The sequence below is a fragment of the Quyinboa sediminis genome, from assembly GCF_042219855.1.
In the GTDB taxonomy this organism is placed as follows: domain Bacteria; phylum Bacteroidota; class Bacteroidia; order Bacteroidales; family UBA5342; genus JBHJHP01.
This window is the reverse complement of sequence record NZ_JBHJHP010000004.1, coordinates 303,903-318,804: the sequence shown is the minus strand read 5'-3', so window position 1 is coordinate 318,804 and position 14,902 is coordinate 303,903. Positions and strand designations below refer to the sequence as shown.

Annotated in this window: 14 protein-coding genes; 3 read left to right on the top strand and 11 right to left on the bottom strand. The window is 41.3% G+C overall.

The window, feature by feature from the left end; all coding sequences use genetic code 11:
- The first annotated feature begins 10 nt into the window (after positions 1-10).
- Entirely contained in the window at positions 11-382 is a 372-nt protein-coding gene (locus ACE1EF_RS11780) for a DUF2752 domain-containing protein (protein ID WP_375720868.1), read from the top strand.
- Here ACE1EF_RS11780 and ACE1EF_RS11775 read toward each other — a convergent pair.
- From ACE1EF_RS11775 to ACE1EF_RS11750, 6 genes are read right to left on the bottom strand one after another with little or no spacing between them, the layout of a single operon-like run.
- On the bottom strand, positions 379-1,716 hold the full coding sequence (locus ACE1EF_RS11775; RefSeq protein WP_375720867.1) for a DUF58 domain-containing protein: 1,338 nt from the start codon (positions 1,714-1,716) through the stop codon (positions 379-381). The genes ACE1EF_RS11780 and ACE1EF_RS11775 overlap by 4 nt on opposite strands.
- Positions 1,716-2,696: an AAA family ATPase gene (locus tag ACE1EF_RS11770; RefSeq protein ID WP_375720866.1), complete on the bottom strand. Its 981-nt coding sequence runs from the start codon at positions 2,694-2,696 to the stop codon at positions 1,716-1,718. Before ACE1EF_RS11770 ends, ACE1EF_RS11775 begins: the two co-directional genes overlap by 1 nt.
- A 10-nt stretch (positions 2,697-2,706) precedes the next feature.
- Positions 2,707-3,900 carry a DUF4350 domain-containing protein gene (locus ACE1EF_RS11765; RefSeq protein ID WP_375720865.1) on the bottom strand — a complete coding sequence of 398 codons (1,194 nt, stop codon included), beginning with the start codon at positions 3,898-3,900 and terminating at the stop codon, positions 2,707-2,709.
- Positions 3,893-4,618 carry a DUF4129 domain-containing protein gene (locus tag ACE1EF_RS11760; RefSeq protein WP_375720864.1) on the bottom strand — a complete coding sequence of 242 codons (726 nt, stop codon included), beginning with the start codon at positions 4,616-4,618 and terminating at the stop codon, positions 3,893-3,895. Before ACE1EF_RS11760 ends, ACE1EF_RS11765 begins: the two co-directional genes overlap by 8 nt.
- Entirely contained in the window at positions 4,611-5,495 is an 885-nt protein-coding gene (locus tag ACE1EF_RS11755; RefSeq protein WP_375720863.1) for a glycerophosphoryl diester phosphodiesterase membrane domain-containing protein, read from the bottom strand. Before ACE1EF_RS11755 ends, ACE1EF_RS11760 begins: the two co-directional genes overlap by 8 nt.
- Complete coding sequence (locus tag ACE1EF_RS11750; RefSeq protein WP_375720862.1) at positions 5,482-6,453, bottom strand: stage II sporulation protein M; 972 nt, start codon at positions 6,451-6,453, stop codon at positions 5,482-5,484. The genes ACE1EF_RS11755 and ACE1EF_RS11750 overlap by 14 nt, the downstream gene beginning before the upstream one ends.
- 177 nt (positions 6,454-6,630) lie before the next feature.
- Between ACE1EF_RS11750 and ACE1EF_RS11745 the strand changes: the two genes are divergently transcribed.
- Both ACE1EF_RS11745 and ACE1EF_RS11740 read left to right on the top strand, forming a co-directional pair.
- Positions 6,631-7,350: an RDD family protein gene (locus ACE1EF_RS11745; RefSeq protein ID WP_375720861.1), complete on the top strand. Its 720-nt coding sequence runs from the start codon at positions 6,631-6,633 to the stop codon at positions 7,348-7,350.
- A 77-nt stretch (positions 7,351-7,427) separates the two neighbouring features.
- A complete protein-coding gene (locus tag ACE1EF_RS11740; protein ID WP_375720860.1) occupies positions 7,428-8,339 on the top strand; it encodes a ribonuclease Z in 912 nt (303 codons plus the stop codon).
- A gap of 112 nt (positions 8,340-8,451) precedes the next feature.
- Here ACE1EF_RS11740 and ACE1EF_RS11735 read toward each other — a convergent pair whose 3' ends face one another.
- From ACE1EF_RS11735 to ACE1EF_RS11715, 5 genes are all read right to left on the bottom strand, one after another.
- On the bottom strand, positions 8,452-9,813 hold the full coding sequence (locus ACE1EF_RS11735; protein ID WP_375720859.1) for a dipeptidase: 1,362 nt from the start codon (positions 9,811-9,813) through the stop codon (positions 8,452-8,454).
- A gap of 118 nt (positions 9,814-9,931) precedes the next feature.
- Entirely contained in the window at positions 9,932-11,581 is a 1,650-nt protein-coding gene (locus ACE1EF_RS11730) for a ribulokinase (protein ID WP_375720858.1), read from the bottom strand.
- Positions 11,582-11,599: 18 nt separating this feature from the next.
- Complete coding sequence (locus ACE1EF_RS11725; protein WP_375720857.1) at positions 11,600-12,292, bottom strand: L-ribulose-5-phosphate 4-epimerase; 693 nt, start codon at positions 12,290-12,292, stop codon at positions 11,600-11,602.
- Positions 12,293-12,351: 59 nt separating this feature from the next.
- Positions 12,352-13,047, bottom strand: a complete 696-nt coding sequence (locus ACE1EF_RS11720) for an NUDIX hydrolase (protein ID WP_375720856.1) — start codon at positions 13,045-13,047, stop codon at positions 12,352-12,354.
- 12 nt (positions 13,048-13,059) lie between these two features.
- Positions 13,060-14,778, bottom strand: a complete 1,719-nt coding sequence (locus tag ACE1EF_RS11715; RefSeq protein WP_375720855.1) for a sodium:solute symporter — start codon at positions 14,776-14,778, stop codon at positions 13,060-13,062.
- Positions 14,779-14,902 lie beyond the last annotated feature (124 nt).

The window sequence follows — 14,902 nt, the reverse complement described above, 5'->3', positions numbered from 1 at the left end:
GTAATAACCATTGAACACCAACCGGATCATAAAATACCTTATACTCGGCACAGCCGTTCTTGCCGTGGCACTGATCCCTGAACATTATTTTTTCAATGACGCCTATCCGCTGTGTATTCACCGGGGTCTGCTACATATTGACTGCCCCTTGTGTGGTATGAGCAGGGCAGCGCATGAACTTACACGGCTTAGGATAGCCTCTGCCATAAGTTTCAACTTTAATATTATTTTTTTACCGGTATATGTGGTATTCGATTTGCTGGCGATATTCACTCATAAATCAATCTTTACGAAACTCAGCAGGTTTACCCTTATGGGTTTACTTGCAGGATTAGTTATTATTTATGGTATAAGGATTGGTTTGCATTTTGGATGCTTTTAAAACCGTCCTGTATCTTTCAGTTCAAGGTACTTATTAATGAGACCTGCAGTAAGGTTTTCGGGCCTGGTTAGTACAGAATAAATTCCGTTTTTCAGCAGTTCCTTAACGATCAGCTTCTTATCATACATGTGTTTTTCGGCAATGGTTCTGATGTATAACTCTTCAAGATTCGAAACTTCTTCATGGCTCAGTTTTTCAATCTCTTCGTTCTCAAAAATCACAACAATAATCACATGGCTCTTTGAAAGAACCCGCAAATACGAAATATACCTTTCCAGCGATGTGATGGTTTCAAAATTGGTATAAAGAATCAGCAGGCTTCGGTGTGATATTTTTCGTTTTATTCCGGCCGTCAGTACTGCAAAATCCGATTCATAAAAACCGGTCTCCTGTTTATAAAGACGATCCATGATTCTCACCAGCGTTTCATGCCTGCGTTCCGCATTCATAAAGGTTTCAATCGTTTTATTAAAGGTGATCAATCCTGCCTTATCGTGTTTCTGCAAAGCAGTATTCGCCAGGATGAGAGAAGCATTTATGGCATAATCCAGCAAGGACATCCCCATAAATGGCATTTGCATTGTGCGGCCCATGTCAATCACATTATATACATTCTGTGAGCGCTCATCCTGGTACTGATTCACCATTAGTTTTCCCCGCTTGGCTGTCGCCCGCCAGTTGATGGTGCGGTAGTTGTCTCCTTTAACATAATCTTTTATCTGGTCGAATTCCGTATGTGAACCGATTCGCCTGACACGTTTTACACCCACCTCTGACAAACGGTTCGATATGGCCAGCAACTCATATTTTCGCATTTTCAGGAATGAAGGATAAACCGGCACAGCCGTTTTCTTTTCTCCAAACTTTCTGAGTCGCATCAACAAACCGATTTGGGTGGCATAAATTACATTGGTGACCCCAAAAATATATTCACCGCGTTCGTGCGGTATCAGCGTATATTGTAAGCGGTTTTCCTTGTATGCATTCAACCTGAGTTCCATTTTAAAATCTCTCAGTTGAAACTGTGCAGGAACTTCATCATAAATCTGAAGAAACAGCGGATAGGGATGTCTGTTCTGAATATAGATTTCAATCCGGTTTTCATCTCCGTTGGAAAGCCTGTCCGGAATTTCCCTCGTAACCAGGATGCTCTCTTTTTTTGCAAAGAACAGCAACATTACATCACTAAAAAGAAATAAAACAAAAATACCCAAAAGAATTTTCGCGATCAGGTAAAACGGATCAAGGAAAAAGCCAATGGTGAATAATGCGGCAATTACACTTAAGGTAAGGTAAAAGCGACCGGCTATATGTATCTCTTTTAATACCTTCACTAGCGTGGTACTTCAACAGTTTTAATGATGTCCTTCACTACTTTATCTTCAAAAATGCCTTCCAGTTCCTTCTCCGGTGTCAGATAAATCCGGTGCAGAAGAATGGGTTCAAACACAGCTTTTACATCTTCAGGAATCACATAATCCCTGCCGTTGATGGCCGCATATGCTTTGGCTGCATTCATGGCATGTATGGATGCACGCGGTGAGGCACCCAGGTATAGTGAAGGATGGTTCCGTGTTTTAATTACAATTTCTGCTATATATTTCATCAGGTTATCATCTACCGTAACCTCCTGAACCTGTTTTCTGAATGTTGCCAGATCTTTGGCCGTTAATACAGTTTTTACATCTTTCAGCTCAGGTTCCCCTTTTCTTTGATGCATATTCTGTAAAATCATAAATTCCTCCTCTGCCGAAGGATAGTCGACCAGAATTTTAAACATGAACCTGTCCAGTTGTGCTTCGGGCAGGCGATAGGTTCCTTCGTGTTCCAGCGGATTCTGGGTTGCGATAACCACAAAGGGTGATTTCATTTTATAGGTTTTACCATCCACGGTTACCTGACGTTCCTCCATAACCTCGAACAACGATGCCTGGGTTTTAGCCGGTGCCCGGTTGATCTCATCAATCAGTACCAGGTTTGAAAAAACCGGTCCCTCGTTAAACTCAAATTTAGATGTAGCCGAATTAAATATCGTTGTACCCGTTACATCTGAAGGCATCAGGTCTGGTGTAAACTGAATACGCGAGTATCCCACCGATAACAACCTGGCCATCAGCTTGGCTATCATGGTTTTGGCTATCCCGGGAACACCTTCCAGTAAAATATGTCCGTCGGCAAGTATGGCGACCACAATGAGATCCACAATATCTTCCTTGCCGACCAGCACTTTTGCAATTTCCTTTTTCAGTGCCAGAACTTTCTCCTGAAGCGACTGTAAGCCTATACGCTCTTCAAATTTTTTTTCTTCATCCATAGCGGTTAACTTATAAGCATGTTTTGTAAAATTCTTCAATATCTTTATTGTAGGCCATTAAACCGGCCCCGGTAACATTGGGCTGATCCTGAAAATAATTGACCTTGTGTAACACCTTTTTGACCAGCATTCTGTTTACGCCTGTCTTTCCGGAAATAAGATTAACATTCTCTTCAGACTCTGAAACATCATTTATATAATACTTCTCTCTCAGAAATTCCTTGAAATAAGTCGATAACTTATGTGCAATAGTTGCGTGGTTTTCACTTTTATAATAAAGCCTTCCTACAGTTTTAATAAAATCCAGAGAGGTATTTTTCAATGGCTCTATCACAGGAATAATCCGTTGTTTACGGCGTGAACCGAATACCAGGTAAACAACCAGTACAAACAGGATAATGTAAAACGCAAACCGCAATGGATTATGCGAAAGGAGAAACGATGTCTGTACTTCATTCTCTATTTTAAACGGCTTATAAAAACGGTCAACAATCAAAGGTTGATCCGGTAAATAAGACAGCGCTGCAGCAACATAGTCCGGATCGCTGTAAAGCAGATTAATGTTTGTAAAAACCAGGGGTTGTGTATGAATATATAACTCTCCTTTACCCAGATTAAAACGAACGAAATTAACATGCGATCTCCTGTCGTAACCCAATATATATGCCTTGCAAGAATCTCTGAACAGCAGGTAATTTGTCATCAGGCGGTTATTAAAAACATAGCCTGAATCCTTTTTTAAGGCGGGATTATAGAAATTAAGTGTATCCTTTGCTGTTTTTAAGTAGGCTGTATCAATAAGTCCTTTGCTGTACGATAATTTTAGCTCTTTCAATAATTGAAATGCATAACTGTTAAATGACAAAAATGCGCTGTTACCGGCTTTAACAAAATCCAGTAAGGTTTTTACATCTTCCTCTTCCGGCTTAAAACTCCCGGTGATCATAATGAGGTTGCGTTTTGTCTTTTGTATGGTATCCAGCAATGGATTATCGGCAAAGGGCTCCAGGTTGTACGTCACTGGCTCTGGGAATAATTCAGGATAAACCTGCTGATTCAACACATAACATCCGTATGGTGCCTTATGGTTCCGGTCGAAAGACATACGCCAGTCCTCAGGTTTTGGTGCATAGTGTTGAAGCAGGATCAGGAGGATAAATAATCCGGCAGATAAAAGAAGGTATTTCAGGTTGGATTTACGCATGTGCCATCTTATTAAAGTTTGTATACGACATGCTCAATCTTCTGTAATCTTCTTCATCGATGGTAAAATGTCCGTACCATACCGCATTATAAATATTAATTAATGTAAGGAATTCTGTTACTGAATCTGTTTTTCTTCTGATCTCCGACAGATAGTCCCGGTTTGTTTTATCTTTAGAATAATTGATTACACCCAGTTCATCCAGTTTTCTCAGAACATTTAAAAACTGATACCGGATAGCCAGTCTGTAGTTATGTTGTTCAACCGCATTGTCAATAGCTGCATCCAGGTCTTCAATCAGCTCATCCGCATCATCCACAATATAGTCCTTCCCCTCTTTCTCATCCTGTGAATAAAAGAATCGCTGAAATCGGATCTTAGTGATGGCAAAAACCAGAATGGCAACAACCAGAAGCCAGAAAAAAATTTTTACGGCAACGGTAAGGCCCCGGTATACTCCATCTGCCTGACGGAGTTTTTGAAAGATCCATTCCCAGAATTTGCTCCATAGCGATACCGTCTTCTGCTGATAACCCTGCCCGTAATCGAAATCTGAATCCTGCTTGTATGAATTTAATGCAGCAGTATCAATAACTCTTTTTTGTATAAGAACTGAATCTATTCGCGTGGAATCCACTGTAGTATAAGGCAAATCTTTTGCCGACAGGGACAAAAGTACCAGAAAAGAGACAAGTATGACCAGCAGTGGTTTACTCATTATCTGAGATCTGATCTATCCTGTCAACCAACGAAGGTTTCTCGTAAGTCTCTACCAGACTGTAATACAGGAATGCCACCAATATGGTTGGTATGGAATAAACAATATAAGTCAGTAATGAAATAATCGCACTTATGATATAGAATGAGATTCCGAAATCAAAATTTACATCCTTACCTTCCATAATAGAAGCAAAGAAAGGTTTCATACCTAAAATCAGGGCCGGAATTGAAAGAATCATGGAGATAACATAGACGATAATTCCCATAACAAACAAAGCACCCAGTGTCATCCAGAACTTATGTTTTACCAGTTTAAAACTCCGGTTAAAGGCATCACCGAAACCCTTCCCTTCAATTACAATTAGTGGAACAAATAAGCTTAAAGAGACACCCAGATAGACGCCGGGAACGAGGCAAAATACTGCGCCAATCGCTGTAATGATAGCTGTAAGCAATGATGCAAATATTACCGGTACAATGTATTTTGTTACTTCTGACCACACTTCTGAAAGGGTGAAATTATCTTTGCCCTTGTTCACATAAAGCTTAACATATCCCAGGGTAATACAGGACAACAGTCCGTAAATAATCAAAGGAACGAGAAGGTTAAGAAAAAAATACCCGTTGTAGATTTTGCCATATATTGCAAATGGATTTTCCATATCCATGGCTCCGGACTGAAGAGATTGTAACGACTGTTGTTGCTCAACACTAATGAACACACTTAAAATAGCACCAACCAGCATTAAGGGGACTGCAAAGTACAATATTGCGGTTCCTAACCGCTTAATTTCAGCACCGATAAACGCAAATGTTGCATTAAACAAATCGCCGAAATCTCTTTCCTGTTTAAAATTTATTTCATTGGGTTGCATAGTTATATGTTTTGCGGATTAATAGTCGTGGATAGATAAAGAAATATAAAATAATAAAAGCCAGAGAAAAGCCTATTATGGTAAACCGTAGCCAGTAAGGCACCTCTGTATGTCTTGTCATAAATCCTTCGAGAAAACCGGCAACAACAATAAACGGCACAAGACCTATAGCCAGTTTTGCACTTTTACGCGCAGCTTGTTTAAGTGCATATACCCGGCTGTATGTTCCCGGAAAAATAAAACTGTTTCCGATTAAAATTCCTGCTGCTCCTGCAACAATAATTGAAAATATTTCAATGGTCCCATGAATCCAGACTGTTGCAAAAGATTCCAGTACAACGCCATTCTGTATGAGGAAGGTTTGAAATGTTCCCAGCATAACGCCATTCTGAAACAGAATAAATCCTGTTCCAAAGGAGGTAAAAATTCCGCATACAAAAGAAAGAAAGGCCACCTTTATATTATTGATGGTAATACCCAGAAACATAGGCATTTGATTTGCACTTTTATACACAGCCATAGGATCACCCTTACGTATATTTTCCATGGTCATATTAACATAGCGGTCTCCCAGAATGGTTTTCACAAATTCCGGTTTATATGCTGTGGATAAAATACCGATCAGAACAGACACAACAAATATGGCCAGAGACACATAAAACTCCCTGCGAATACCATGAAAGATCAGTGGCAGTTCATATCCCCAGAACCGGCCAATGCTTTTCCGCTCAATCGGTTTATTCTGATAAATCAAACCATGTACTTTCTGTGTCAGCTGGTTCAGATAATAATAGGCTTCTCCTCCCGGGAAATAAGTTTTTGCATAAGCCAGATCGTCGGTAAGCGATATATATAGATTAAACAACCTGTCGGCATTCGAATTTCCCTTATCTTCAAGCAGAGATTCGAATTCTTTCCATTTTTTAATATTTTTATGAAGAAAATCTATTTCTTTCATCTGGTCTTTTTTTTGAAATCAGTTCAAAAAAATCAGGATACAGTAAGAAAAAAAACTATCTTAACGCATCGGATGTACTGTTATATATTTTTATCTCATGTACCTTAATTAAAAACAGGCTTACGGATACGAAAGATAGAAAAAAATTAAAACTATTTATACCTGAATACATATTTTATGGAACAATTTACCATTAACACCTCACAAAACATCAGTATTGAGCAACCACTGGCCAGTATCGGAGAACGGATAATTGCCAATTTGATCGATTATGCCATTATGGGAGCCTATTATTTTGTAACCATGGTCATTACGGGACTGGCGAAAAATCAAACCATTTTACTTATTTTTTCCATTCCGGTGCTTCTCTATCATTTAATATTCGAACAGTTTATGAATGGACAGAGTCCGGGGAAAAACGTGATGAACATCCGTGTTTATAATGAAAACGGCACTTCGGCTTCTTTTGTCAGCATTTTCATCCGCTGGGTATTTCGCCTGGTCGATATCGCACTTTTATTTGGTTCTGTTGCCACCGTGTTTATCGTCGGAACCAAAAAAAATCAACGTTTAGGAGATATTGTTGGAAAAACCATTTTACTTCGTACAAAACAGAAAAAGGTCAGGGGATCCATGTTTTTAAAGTTACCCCAGAATTACAGCATGCAGTTTCCTGAAGTAGAAATGCTGGAAGAGACAGATATCAGGACGATAAACGAGGTCATACAGTTTTTGCAAAATACGAATCAGAACCAGGAATCACAGCTTTTTGCTTTAAAAACAAAAGATGCAGTGTCCAAAAAGATGGGGATCAGGTCTGATCTTAAACCAGTTCAGTTTCTCATCACCATCATGAAAGATTATAATTACCTGCACACACAGCAGATGACTGATTAATCAGCCGGAGCAATCTGCAGGTGAATCAGAATTCATCTCCTCCGATAATTTTTTTACATTTACAAAAAAGAGGGAAGATGAATTTTGATGTACATATTCTAGGAAGCAATTCAGCATTACCTACCGCTTCACGGTTTCCGTCCTGCCAGGTAGTCAATTTCAGGGAAAAACTGTTTATGATCGATTGCGGAGAGGGAGCCCAGATACAGATGAGGAAGCAGCATCTGAAATTCTCAAGGCTCAACCATATTTTTATCTCACATCTTCACGGTGATCATATTTTTGGTCTTCCCGGACTATTGTCAACTTTCGGCTTACTGAACCGGACTAACGACCTGAACATCTATTCACCGGATGAACTGGAGGGCGTCTTACGACCGTTTATTGAACACTTCTCACATCAACTGCCCTTTAAAATTATCTTTAACCGCGTTGATCCCAAAAAGCATGCTATAGTTTACGAGGACAGGTCTCTTGAGGTGTGGAGCATACCACTGCAGCACAGAGTGCCAACCTGCGGATACCTGCTCAGGGAAAAACCGGGTGAACGAAACATTAAAAAAGATATGATCGACTTTTACGGCCTCTCCATTAAACAAATCAAGGAAATCAAGGAAGGCCGGGATCTTAAGCTGGAAGACGGAACCATAATCGCCAATACATCGCTCACCATAGAACCGGACAAACCCAGAAGTTATGCCTACTGTTCGGATACAAAATTCGTTCCCCAGAATGCTGATATCCTGAGAAATATCGATTTATTATACCACGAAGCAACGTTTGCCAGCCATGAGGAACTGCTGGCTTCGGGAACACACCATTCCACATCGGCTCAGGCAGCGCAACTGGCAAAAATGGCTGATGCCGGAAAATTGCTCATCGGACATTTCTCAGCCCGCTACAAAGATACAGATGCTGTACTGAAAGAAGCTCTGGAGATATTTCCGGATACTTCTGCAGTAGAAGACGGAATGGTCTTTAGTATTTAATGCACAGTAACCCCGGCCTTAAGGCCGGGGTTACTGAACTGAATATCTTTAAAAAAGAGGACTTTAGTCCATTTTTGAAATAAGAAATTGAAACTTACTGCACAAAAGAACCTCAAGCCATATCGCTGAAATATTCAAAGAATTTCACACTTGTTTTTATTCCGTTTACAATATTCTCTACCGGAAAATTTTCGTTGGGTGAATGAATTGCATCCGATTCCAGCCCAAATCCAAGTAAAACTGATTTCAATCCGAGTTTCTCTTCAAACGTAGAAATAATAGGTATACTGCCACCACTTTTCAGCGAAACCGGTGTTTTTCCAAACACCGCTTCACAGGCTTTTTCTGCAGCTTTATATGCCGGAATATCAATCGGACAAACATATGGCCGACCACCATGCATCTTCTCTACCTTAACGGTAACATAATCCGGTGCAATTGTATTCAGATGTTCCACCAGCATATCGGCAATTTTATCCGGGTCCTGATCAGGAACAATACGTGAAGAGACTTTGGCGTACGCTTTTGATGGAATTACCGTCTTTGCACCTACTCCGGTAAATCCTGACCAAATACCACAGACATCAAAGGTTGGACGGATGCCGGTCCGTTCAGGAATGGAATACCCTTTTTCGCCCAAAAGTTCTTTTACATTCAGACTCTTTTTATACTCTTCTTCAACAACCGGTGTTTTATTAATCAGTCCGCGTTCATAATCTGTGACTTCCAGTACATCATCGTAGAACCCCGGAATAGTAATCTGACGGTTTTCGTCAAACATACCTGCAATCAGCTCACACAGAATATTCGCAGGATTAGCTACGGCACCACCAAATAAACCGGAATGCAAATCACGTGATGGGCCGGTAACCTCTATCTGCCAGTAGGCCAGGCCACGCAAACCACTTGTAATGGCAGGAGTCGTCGGATTAATCATGCTGGTATCTGAAACCAGAATAACATCTGCTTCCAGTAAATCTTTATGAGCATCGATAAAAGCCGGAAGCGATTGTGAACCAACCTCCTCTTCTCCTTCTATTATAAACTTCACATTGCAATTCAGCAGGTTGTTCTTTAAAAGATATTCAACAGCCTTAAAATGAATATACGATTGTCCTTTGTCATCATCAGCACCACGAGCCCAGATTTTACCTTCTTTTACCACCGGTTCAAACGGATCGGTATGCCAAAGATTCAGTGGATCGACCGGCATCACATCCATATGCGCATAGATCAGAACCGTTGGAAATTCCGGATCAACTGTTTTCCTGGCAAAGGTTACAGGATTTCCTTTCGTCTGATAGACTTCAGCTTCATCCATGCCTATACCAAGCAATTTTTGTTTCCATAGCTCTGCCATATGTTCCATGTCAGGCTTATGTTTTGGATCAGCACTGACGGAAGGAATGCGTAACAGGTCAAACAGATCGTTCAGTAGAGCATCTTTATTTTCAAGAAAATTATCGAGTGTCATATCTTATTTTTTTTCTAAAAATAAAAGAACAATTCAATTATAAAAATGACTTTCGGCATCAGACATAAAAAAAGGGCAACCCAAAGGCTGCCCTAACTATATACAGGGGTATAAAGAATTACTTGTTAAAAAGTTCTTTTTCAGTCCAAGCGCCCAGTTTAAGATAGTTCTCGTAAATGGGCAGATACTTTTTATGATTCTCTTCGTTTGGCGTATAGGATGTTTCAAATCCCTGACCCAGTACTTTCTGCGCTTCAGTTACGGTTTTAAACTCACCGGCATTAACTGCAGCAAACATGGCAGCACCAAAGGCACAGGTCTGATCCGAAGAGTGAACCTTAATCGGCATATTCAGTACATCAGCCAAAGTCTGCATCACAAACTTTGATTTTTTGGCCACACCACCCAATGCGATGATCTGGTCAATTTCCACTCCGTTTTCCACAAACCGGTCAACAATGGCTTTTGAACCAAACGCTGTCGCCTCAACCAATGCACGGAAAATCATCGGAGCTGTGCTTCCCAGGTTAATACCCGTTATGGTACCTTTCACCAGCTGGTTGGCATCGGGTGTACGACGACCGTTCATCCAGTCTGTGGCCAGTAAAGCCGTTTCTCCGATTTCCATTTTGGCAGCTTCCTCCGAAAGTTTCGGAATTATTTTATCCTCAAGCTGTGCAGCAAGTTCCTTATCATCAAGGAATGACAACGGCCAGGTGATTAATCTTTTAAACCAGGCATATACATCACCGAATGCGCTTTGTCCGGCTTCCAGACCAACCGTCATAGGAATAACAGAACCGTCTACCTGACCACAGATACCGGGAATAAGTTTTTTATCCACTTCATCGTAGTCAGCCACCATAATATCACAGGTGGAAGTACCCATGATGCGGACCAGTGTTTTAGGTGTTACTTCACCACCGACAGCACCCATATGTGCATCAAAGGCGCCTACACCAACCTTAACTTTTGTAGTCAAACCAAGGCGTTTTGCCCACTCTTCGGTTAGTGATCCGACGACCTCGTCGCTCGTATACGTTTTTTCAAATAACCTGTCGCGGTATCCTGCAAGCAACGGATCAAGTTTTGTCAGGAAGTCTTCACTTGGAAGTCCGCCCCACTCTTCATGCCACATTGCCTTATGTCCGGCAGCACAACGGCTACGCTTAATTTCCTCGGGTTTTGTATTACCGGTAATCAGGGCCGGCAACCAGTCACAATGCTCAACCCATGAATAAGATGCATTCCGTACCACTTCATCGTCCCGCAATACGTGTAAGATTTTTGCCCATACCCACTCCGATGAATAAACACCGCCTTCGTACTGGGTATAATCAATCTCCCATTTGGCAGCGAGCTCATTGATTTCAGCAGCTTCTTTTACTGCAGTATGATCTTTCCAGAGTACGAACATCGCATTCGGGTTTTCGGCAAATTCCGGAGTAAGTGCCAGCGGTGTACCTCCGGCATTTGTCAGCACGGGTGTACTACCTGTTGTATCAAAAGCCATCCCGACAACGTTTTCTGCCACTTCGGGCGGGCATTGAGCAAGGGCTTCCTTAACAGTATATTCCAGCACTTCGATATAATCGAGCGGATGCTGACGGTACTGGTCCTTATGCGGCACACAGTATTTTCCTTCCATCCAGCGAGGATAATATTTAACGGCTGTAGCCATCTCTTTTCCTGTTTCCACATCTACAATGATGGAACGGGCAGAGTCGCTACCATAATCCAGACCGATTACATATTTTTTTTCTGACATGATATAAATTGAGTTTAATTATTTCTGACCATAATAAGCATTTGGCCCATGCTTACGTTCGTAGTGTTTTTTTATCAGCAGCGGGTTCATTTTCAGATTCGGGTTCACAGCATAGGCAATGGAAGCCATTTTGGCCACCTGCTCCATTACAACGGCATTATGAACTGCGTTATCGGCATCTTTACCCCAGGAAAAAGGGCCGTGATTCTGAACCAGCACACCGGGTATCTCATCCGGATTTTTATCCTTGAATGTATCTATAATCACTGTTCCGGTTTCCAGCTCATAGCCTTTTTCCCCGAATACTTCCTCTTCTGTCATCTGACGGGTACAAGGAATCTCCTGAGAAAAATAGTCGGCATGTGTTGTTCCAATATTTGGGATACCTACACCTGCCTGAGCCCACGAAGTAGCATATGTTGAATGCGTATGCACAACACCTCCAATATTCGGGAAAGCCTTATATAGCTCAATATGCGTAGCCAGATCAGAGGATGGCTTTAAACTTCCCTCCCTTACATTACCGTCAAGATCGACCACAACCATATCAGAAGCTTTCATTACATCATAGTCCACACCACTTGGTTTTATCACAACCAAACCCGATTCTCTGTCAATAGCACTGACATTACCCCAGGTAAAGATGACCAAACCATGCTTAACCAAATCGATATTGGCTTTAAAAACAATCTCTTTTAAATTATCTAACATAAAAACTGATTTTTAAAGTTCAAATACTACATCTTAGCAAGGTAAAAAGATAGTACGCCTTAAACCGGCATACCGAATGAAAAATTTTCATCCGAAAGATCAATGTACTTCTCTTCATTAAAACGGTACAAAAAAGCTCCTCTTTTTGAAGAAATTTTATCCTTCTCCTCCAGTTTTTCGAGCACACCCATTGAGAGAATCTTCTTCCTGAAATTCCGTTTATCCATTTCACGCTGATAGATGGCTTCATACAAGCGTTGCAGCTGTGTAAGCGTAAATTTTTCAGGAAGCAGATTAAAACCGATCGGCTGACTTGCAGCTTTTCTTCTCAGGCGTTTCAGTGCTTTGTCCACCATTTTTAGATGGTCGAAAATTAATTCAGGCAGCTCATCCAGCTTCACCCAGTGCGCGTTATGCCGCTTAACCAATTCCTTGTCGTACGATTCGATGTTGATTAAAGCAGAATATGCCAGTGAAATGACCCGTGCACCCGGATCCCGTTCCGGTTCACTGAATACCTGGAGTTGATCGAGGTAAACATCCGATAAACCGGTCAGTTCATTCAGAACCCGGGCTGCAGCATCGTCTGCACTCTCATCCTCCTTAATAAAACCACCCATCAGCGACCACTGCCCCTTGGCAGGTTCAAAATTACGCTGAAGCAGGAGCAGCTTTAGCCCTTCATCATCGAATCCAAAAATAATGCAGTCGACAGCAAGTATAAACGGATGTTCCTGTTTATAAAATTCTACCATTTACTGTGATGTTTACCAGAAATAAATATAGAATGCTATCGTAATACCGACAATTATTACTGAATTTATAATATCCCATTGGTTCCAGCTGGCACGTGTTGCAGCTTTCTGTTCTGCAGATACAGAACTGAAGGTCAAACCTGCAATCTGTTCTGCCGGAGCAGCTTTTGTAAATGCACTAACCACAACAATTACAAGCATACTGAAAATCAGCATACCTCCGCTGAAGAATAACCAGTTTACATCGTAGAATAAACCGTAAAAGAAGTTATGTACTCCATGTTCAGCAGCCCAGAGTTTCACATCCGTAAAACCGTCAGCCTTAGCCAGCGAAGTATACAGAACCTTTGCTCCCAGACGGAAAACACCGATTATAAATCCAGCAATCATACCCCACATTCCACCTTTAGGTGTCGGTTTGGTAGACAGGATTCCAAGAAGGAACGCAGCTGCAATACCCGGAGCCAGAACGGACTGAACATCCTGCAGATAGGTGTATAATACATCACCGATTGAACGCATAATCGGAATCCACAGAATACCGAGGATAACAACTACAACAGTTGCAATACGGCCTACCTGTAACAGTTTCCGTTCAGATGCTGTAGGCTTGAATTTTTTATAAAAGTCAATGGTAAACAGCATGGAAGAAGAGTTAAACAGTGATGCGAGTGAACTCATTAATGCCGCCAAAATACCGGAAACGACCAATCCCTTAACTCCGGCCGGCAACAGTGTGGCAACCATGGTTGGGAAAGCAGCATCAGCGCTTGACAACTCAAATACTTTACCATTAATAACAACGCCTTTCTGTGCTAAAGCAAAAGCAATCATACCCGGAATCATGAATAAAAATACAGGTGTCAGTTTCAGATATGCACCAAAAATAGTACCACGTCTTGATTCTTTTTCATCCTTACCGGAAAGCACACGCTGAACAATGAACTGGTCGGTACACCAATACCAGAATCCAATAACAGACGAACCGATTAATACACCAAGCCACGGGAAACTTTCATCCCGGTTACTCCTGATCAGGTTAGCCATGGAGTCTCCGTAATCGTTAACAGGGACTGCCCTTGTAATGCGAATCACTTCATCCCAGCCTCCAACAGCTTTAAGTCCGAGAACCAAAATAACAACAGAACCCAGCAACAGGATCGGCGTCTGAAGGACAGAAGTATAAAGCACAGATTTCATACCACCAATAACGGTATACAATGCCGTAAGCAGCACCAGACCGATAGCTGAAATCCAGAAAAAGTCAACTCCCCAGAGTGATTCTATCCCAAATACATTTTTAAATACAATACCACCGGCATATACAGTTACCGCAACTTTAGTCAACACATAACTGATAAGAGATATAAGTGATAATATGGATCGCGATTCCTTATTATACCGCTTTTCCAGGAATTCCGGCATGGTTGTTACCATACTGCGTGAATAGAACGGAACAAATACCCATCCGAGGATAAGGATCATCCATCCCTGAATTTCCCAGTGTGCCATAGCCATCCCACTGGATGCTCCCGCACCGGCCAGTCCGATAAGGTGTTCTGAACCAATGTTTGAGGCGAAAATTGAAGCACCAATTGCGATCCATGTAGCATCGCGGCCGGCAAGAAAGTAATCGCCTGAACTAGTTTGCTTCTGACGGAAAACCCATACGATTATTCCGGCCAGAGCAAGGCCAAAAAGACCAATAACAATCCAATCTAAAGTTGCCATAATAGTTATTGCATTAGTTAGTTAATACGTTTAATGTTGCAAAATTAAAAGTGTAAAAGTAACACTTAAATACTGAACTACAATACAAAGTAGTAATTTATTTTAATTCCAATTTGGCGCAAAT

Bases quoted from the DNA above. Each gene is read 5' to 3' on its own strand.
- ACE1EF_RS11770 (WP_375720866.1), bottom strand. From the start codon at position 2,696: ATGGATGAAGAAAAAAAATTTGAAGAGCGTATAGGCTTACAGTCGCTT.
- ACE1EF_RS11765 (WP_375720865.1), bottom strand. From the start codon at position 3,900: ATGCGTAAATCCAACCTGAAATACCTTCTTTTATCTGCCGGATTATTT.
- ACE1EF_RS11760 (WP_375720864.1), bottom strand. From the start codon at position 4,618: ATGAGTAAACCACTGCTGGTCATACTTGTCTCTTTTCTGGTACTTTTG.
- ACE1EF_RS11755 (WP_375720863.1), bottom strand. From the start codon at position 5,495: ATGCAACCCAATGAAATAAATTTTAAACAGGAAAGAGATTTCGGCGAT.
- ACE1EF_RS11750 (WP_375720862.1), bottom strand. From the start codon at position 6,453: ATGAAAGAAATAGATTTTCTTCATAAAAATATTAAAAAATGGAAAGAA.
- ACE1EF_RS11745 (WP_375720861.1), top strand. From the start codon at position 6,631: ATGGAACAATTTACCATTAACACCTCACAAAACATCAGTATTGAGCAA.
- ACE1EF_RS11740 (WP_375720860.1), top strand. From the start codon at position 7,428: ATGAATTTTGATGTACATATTCTAGGAAGCAATTCAGCATTACCTACC.
- ACE1EF_RS11735 (WP_375720859.1), bottom strand. From the start codon at position 9,813: ATGACACTCGATAATTTTCTTGAAAATAAAGATGCTCTACTGAACGAT.
- ACE1EF_RS11730 (WP_375720858.1), bottom strand. From the start codon at position 11,581: ATGTCAGAAAAAAAATATGTAATCGGTCTGGATTATGGTAGCGACTCT.
- ACE1EF_RS11725 (WP_375720857.1), bottom strand. From the start codon at position 12,292: ATGTTAGATAATTTAAAAGAGATTGTTTTTAAAGCCAATATCGATTTG.
- ACE1EF_RS11720 (WP_375720856.1), bottom strand. From the start codon at position 13,047: ATGGTAGAATTTTATAAACAGGAACATCCGTTTATACTTGCTGTCGAC.
- ACE1EF_RS11715 (WP_375720855.1), bottom strand. From the start codon at position 14,778: ATGGCAACTTTAGATTGGATTGTTATTGGTCTTTTTGGCCTTGCTCTG.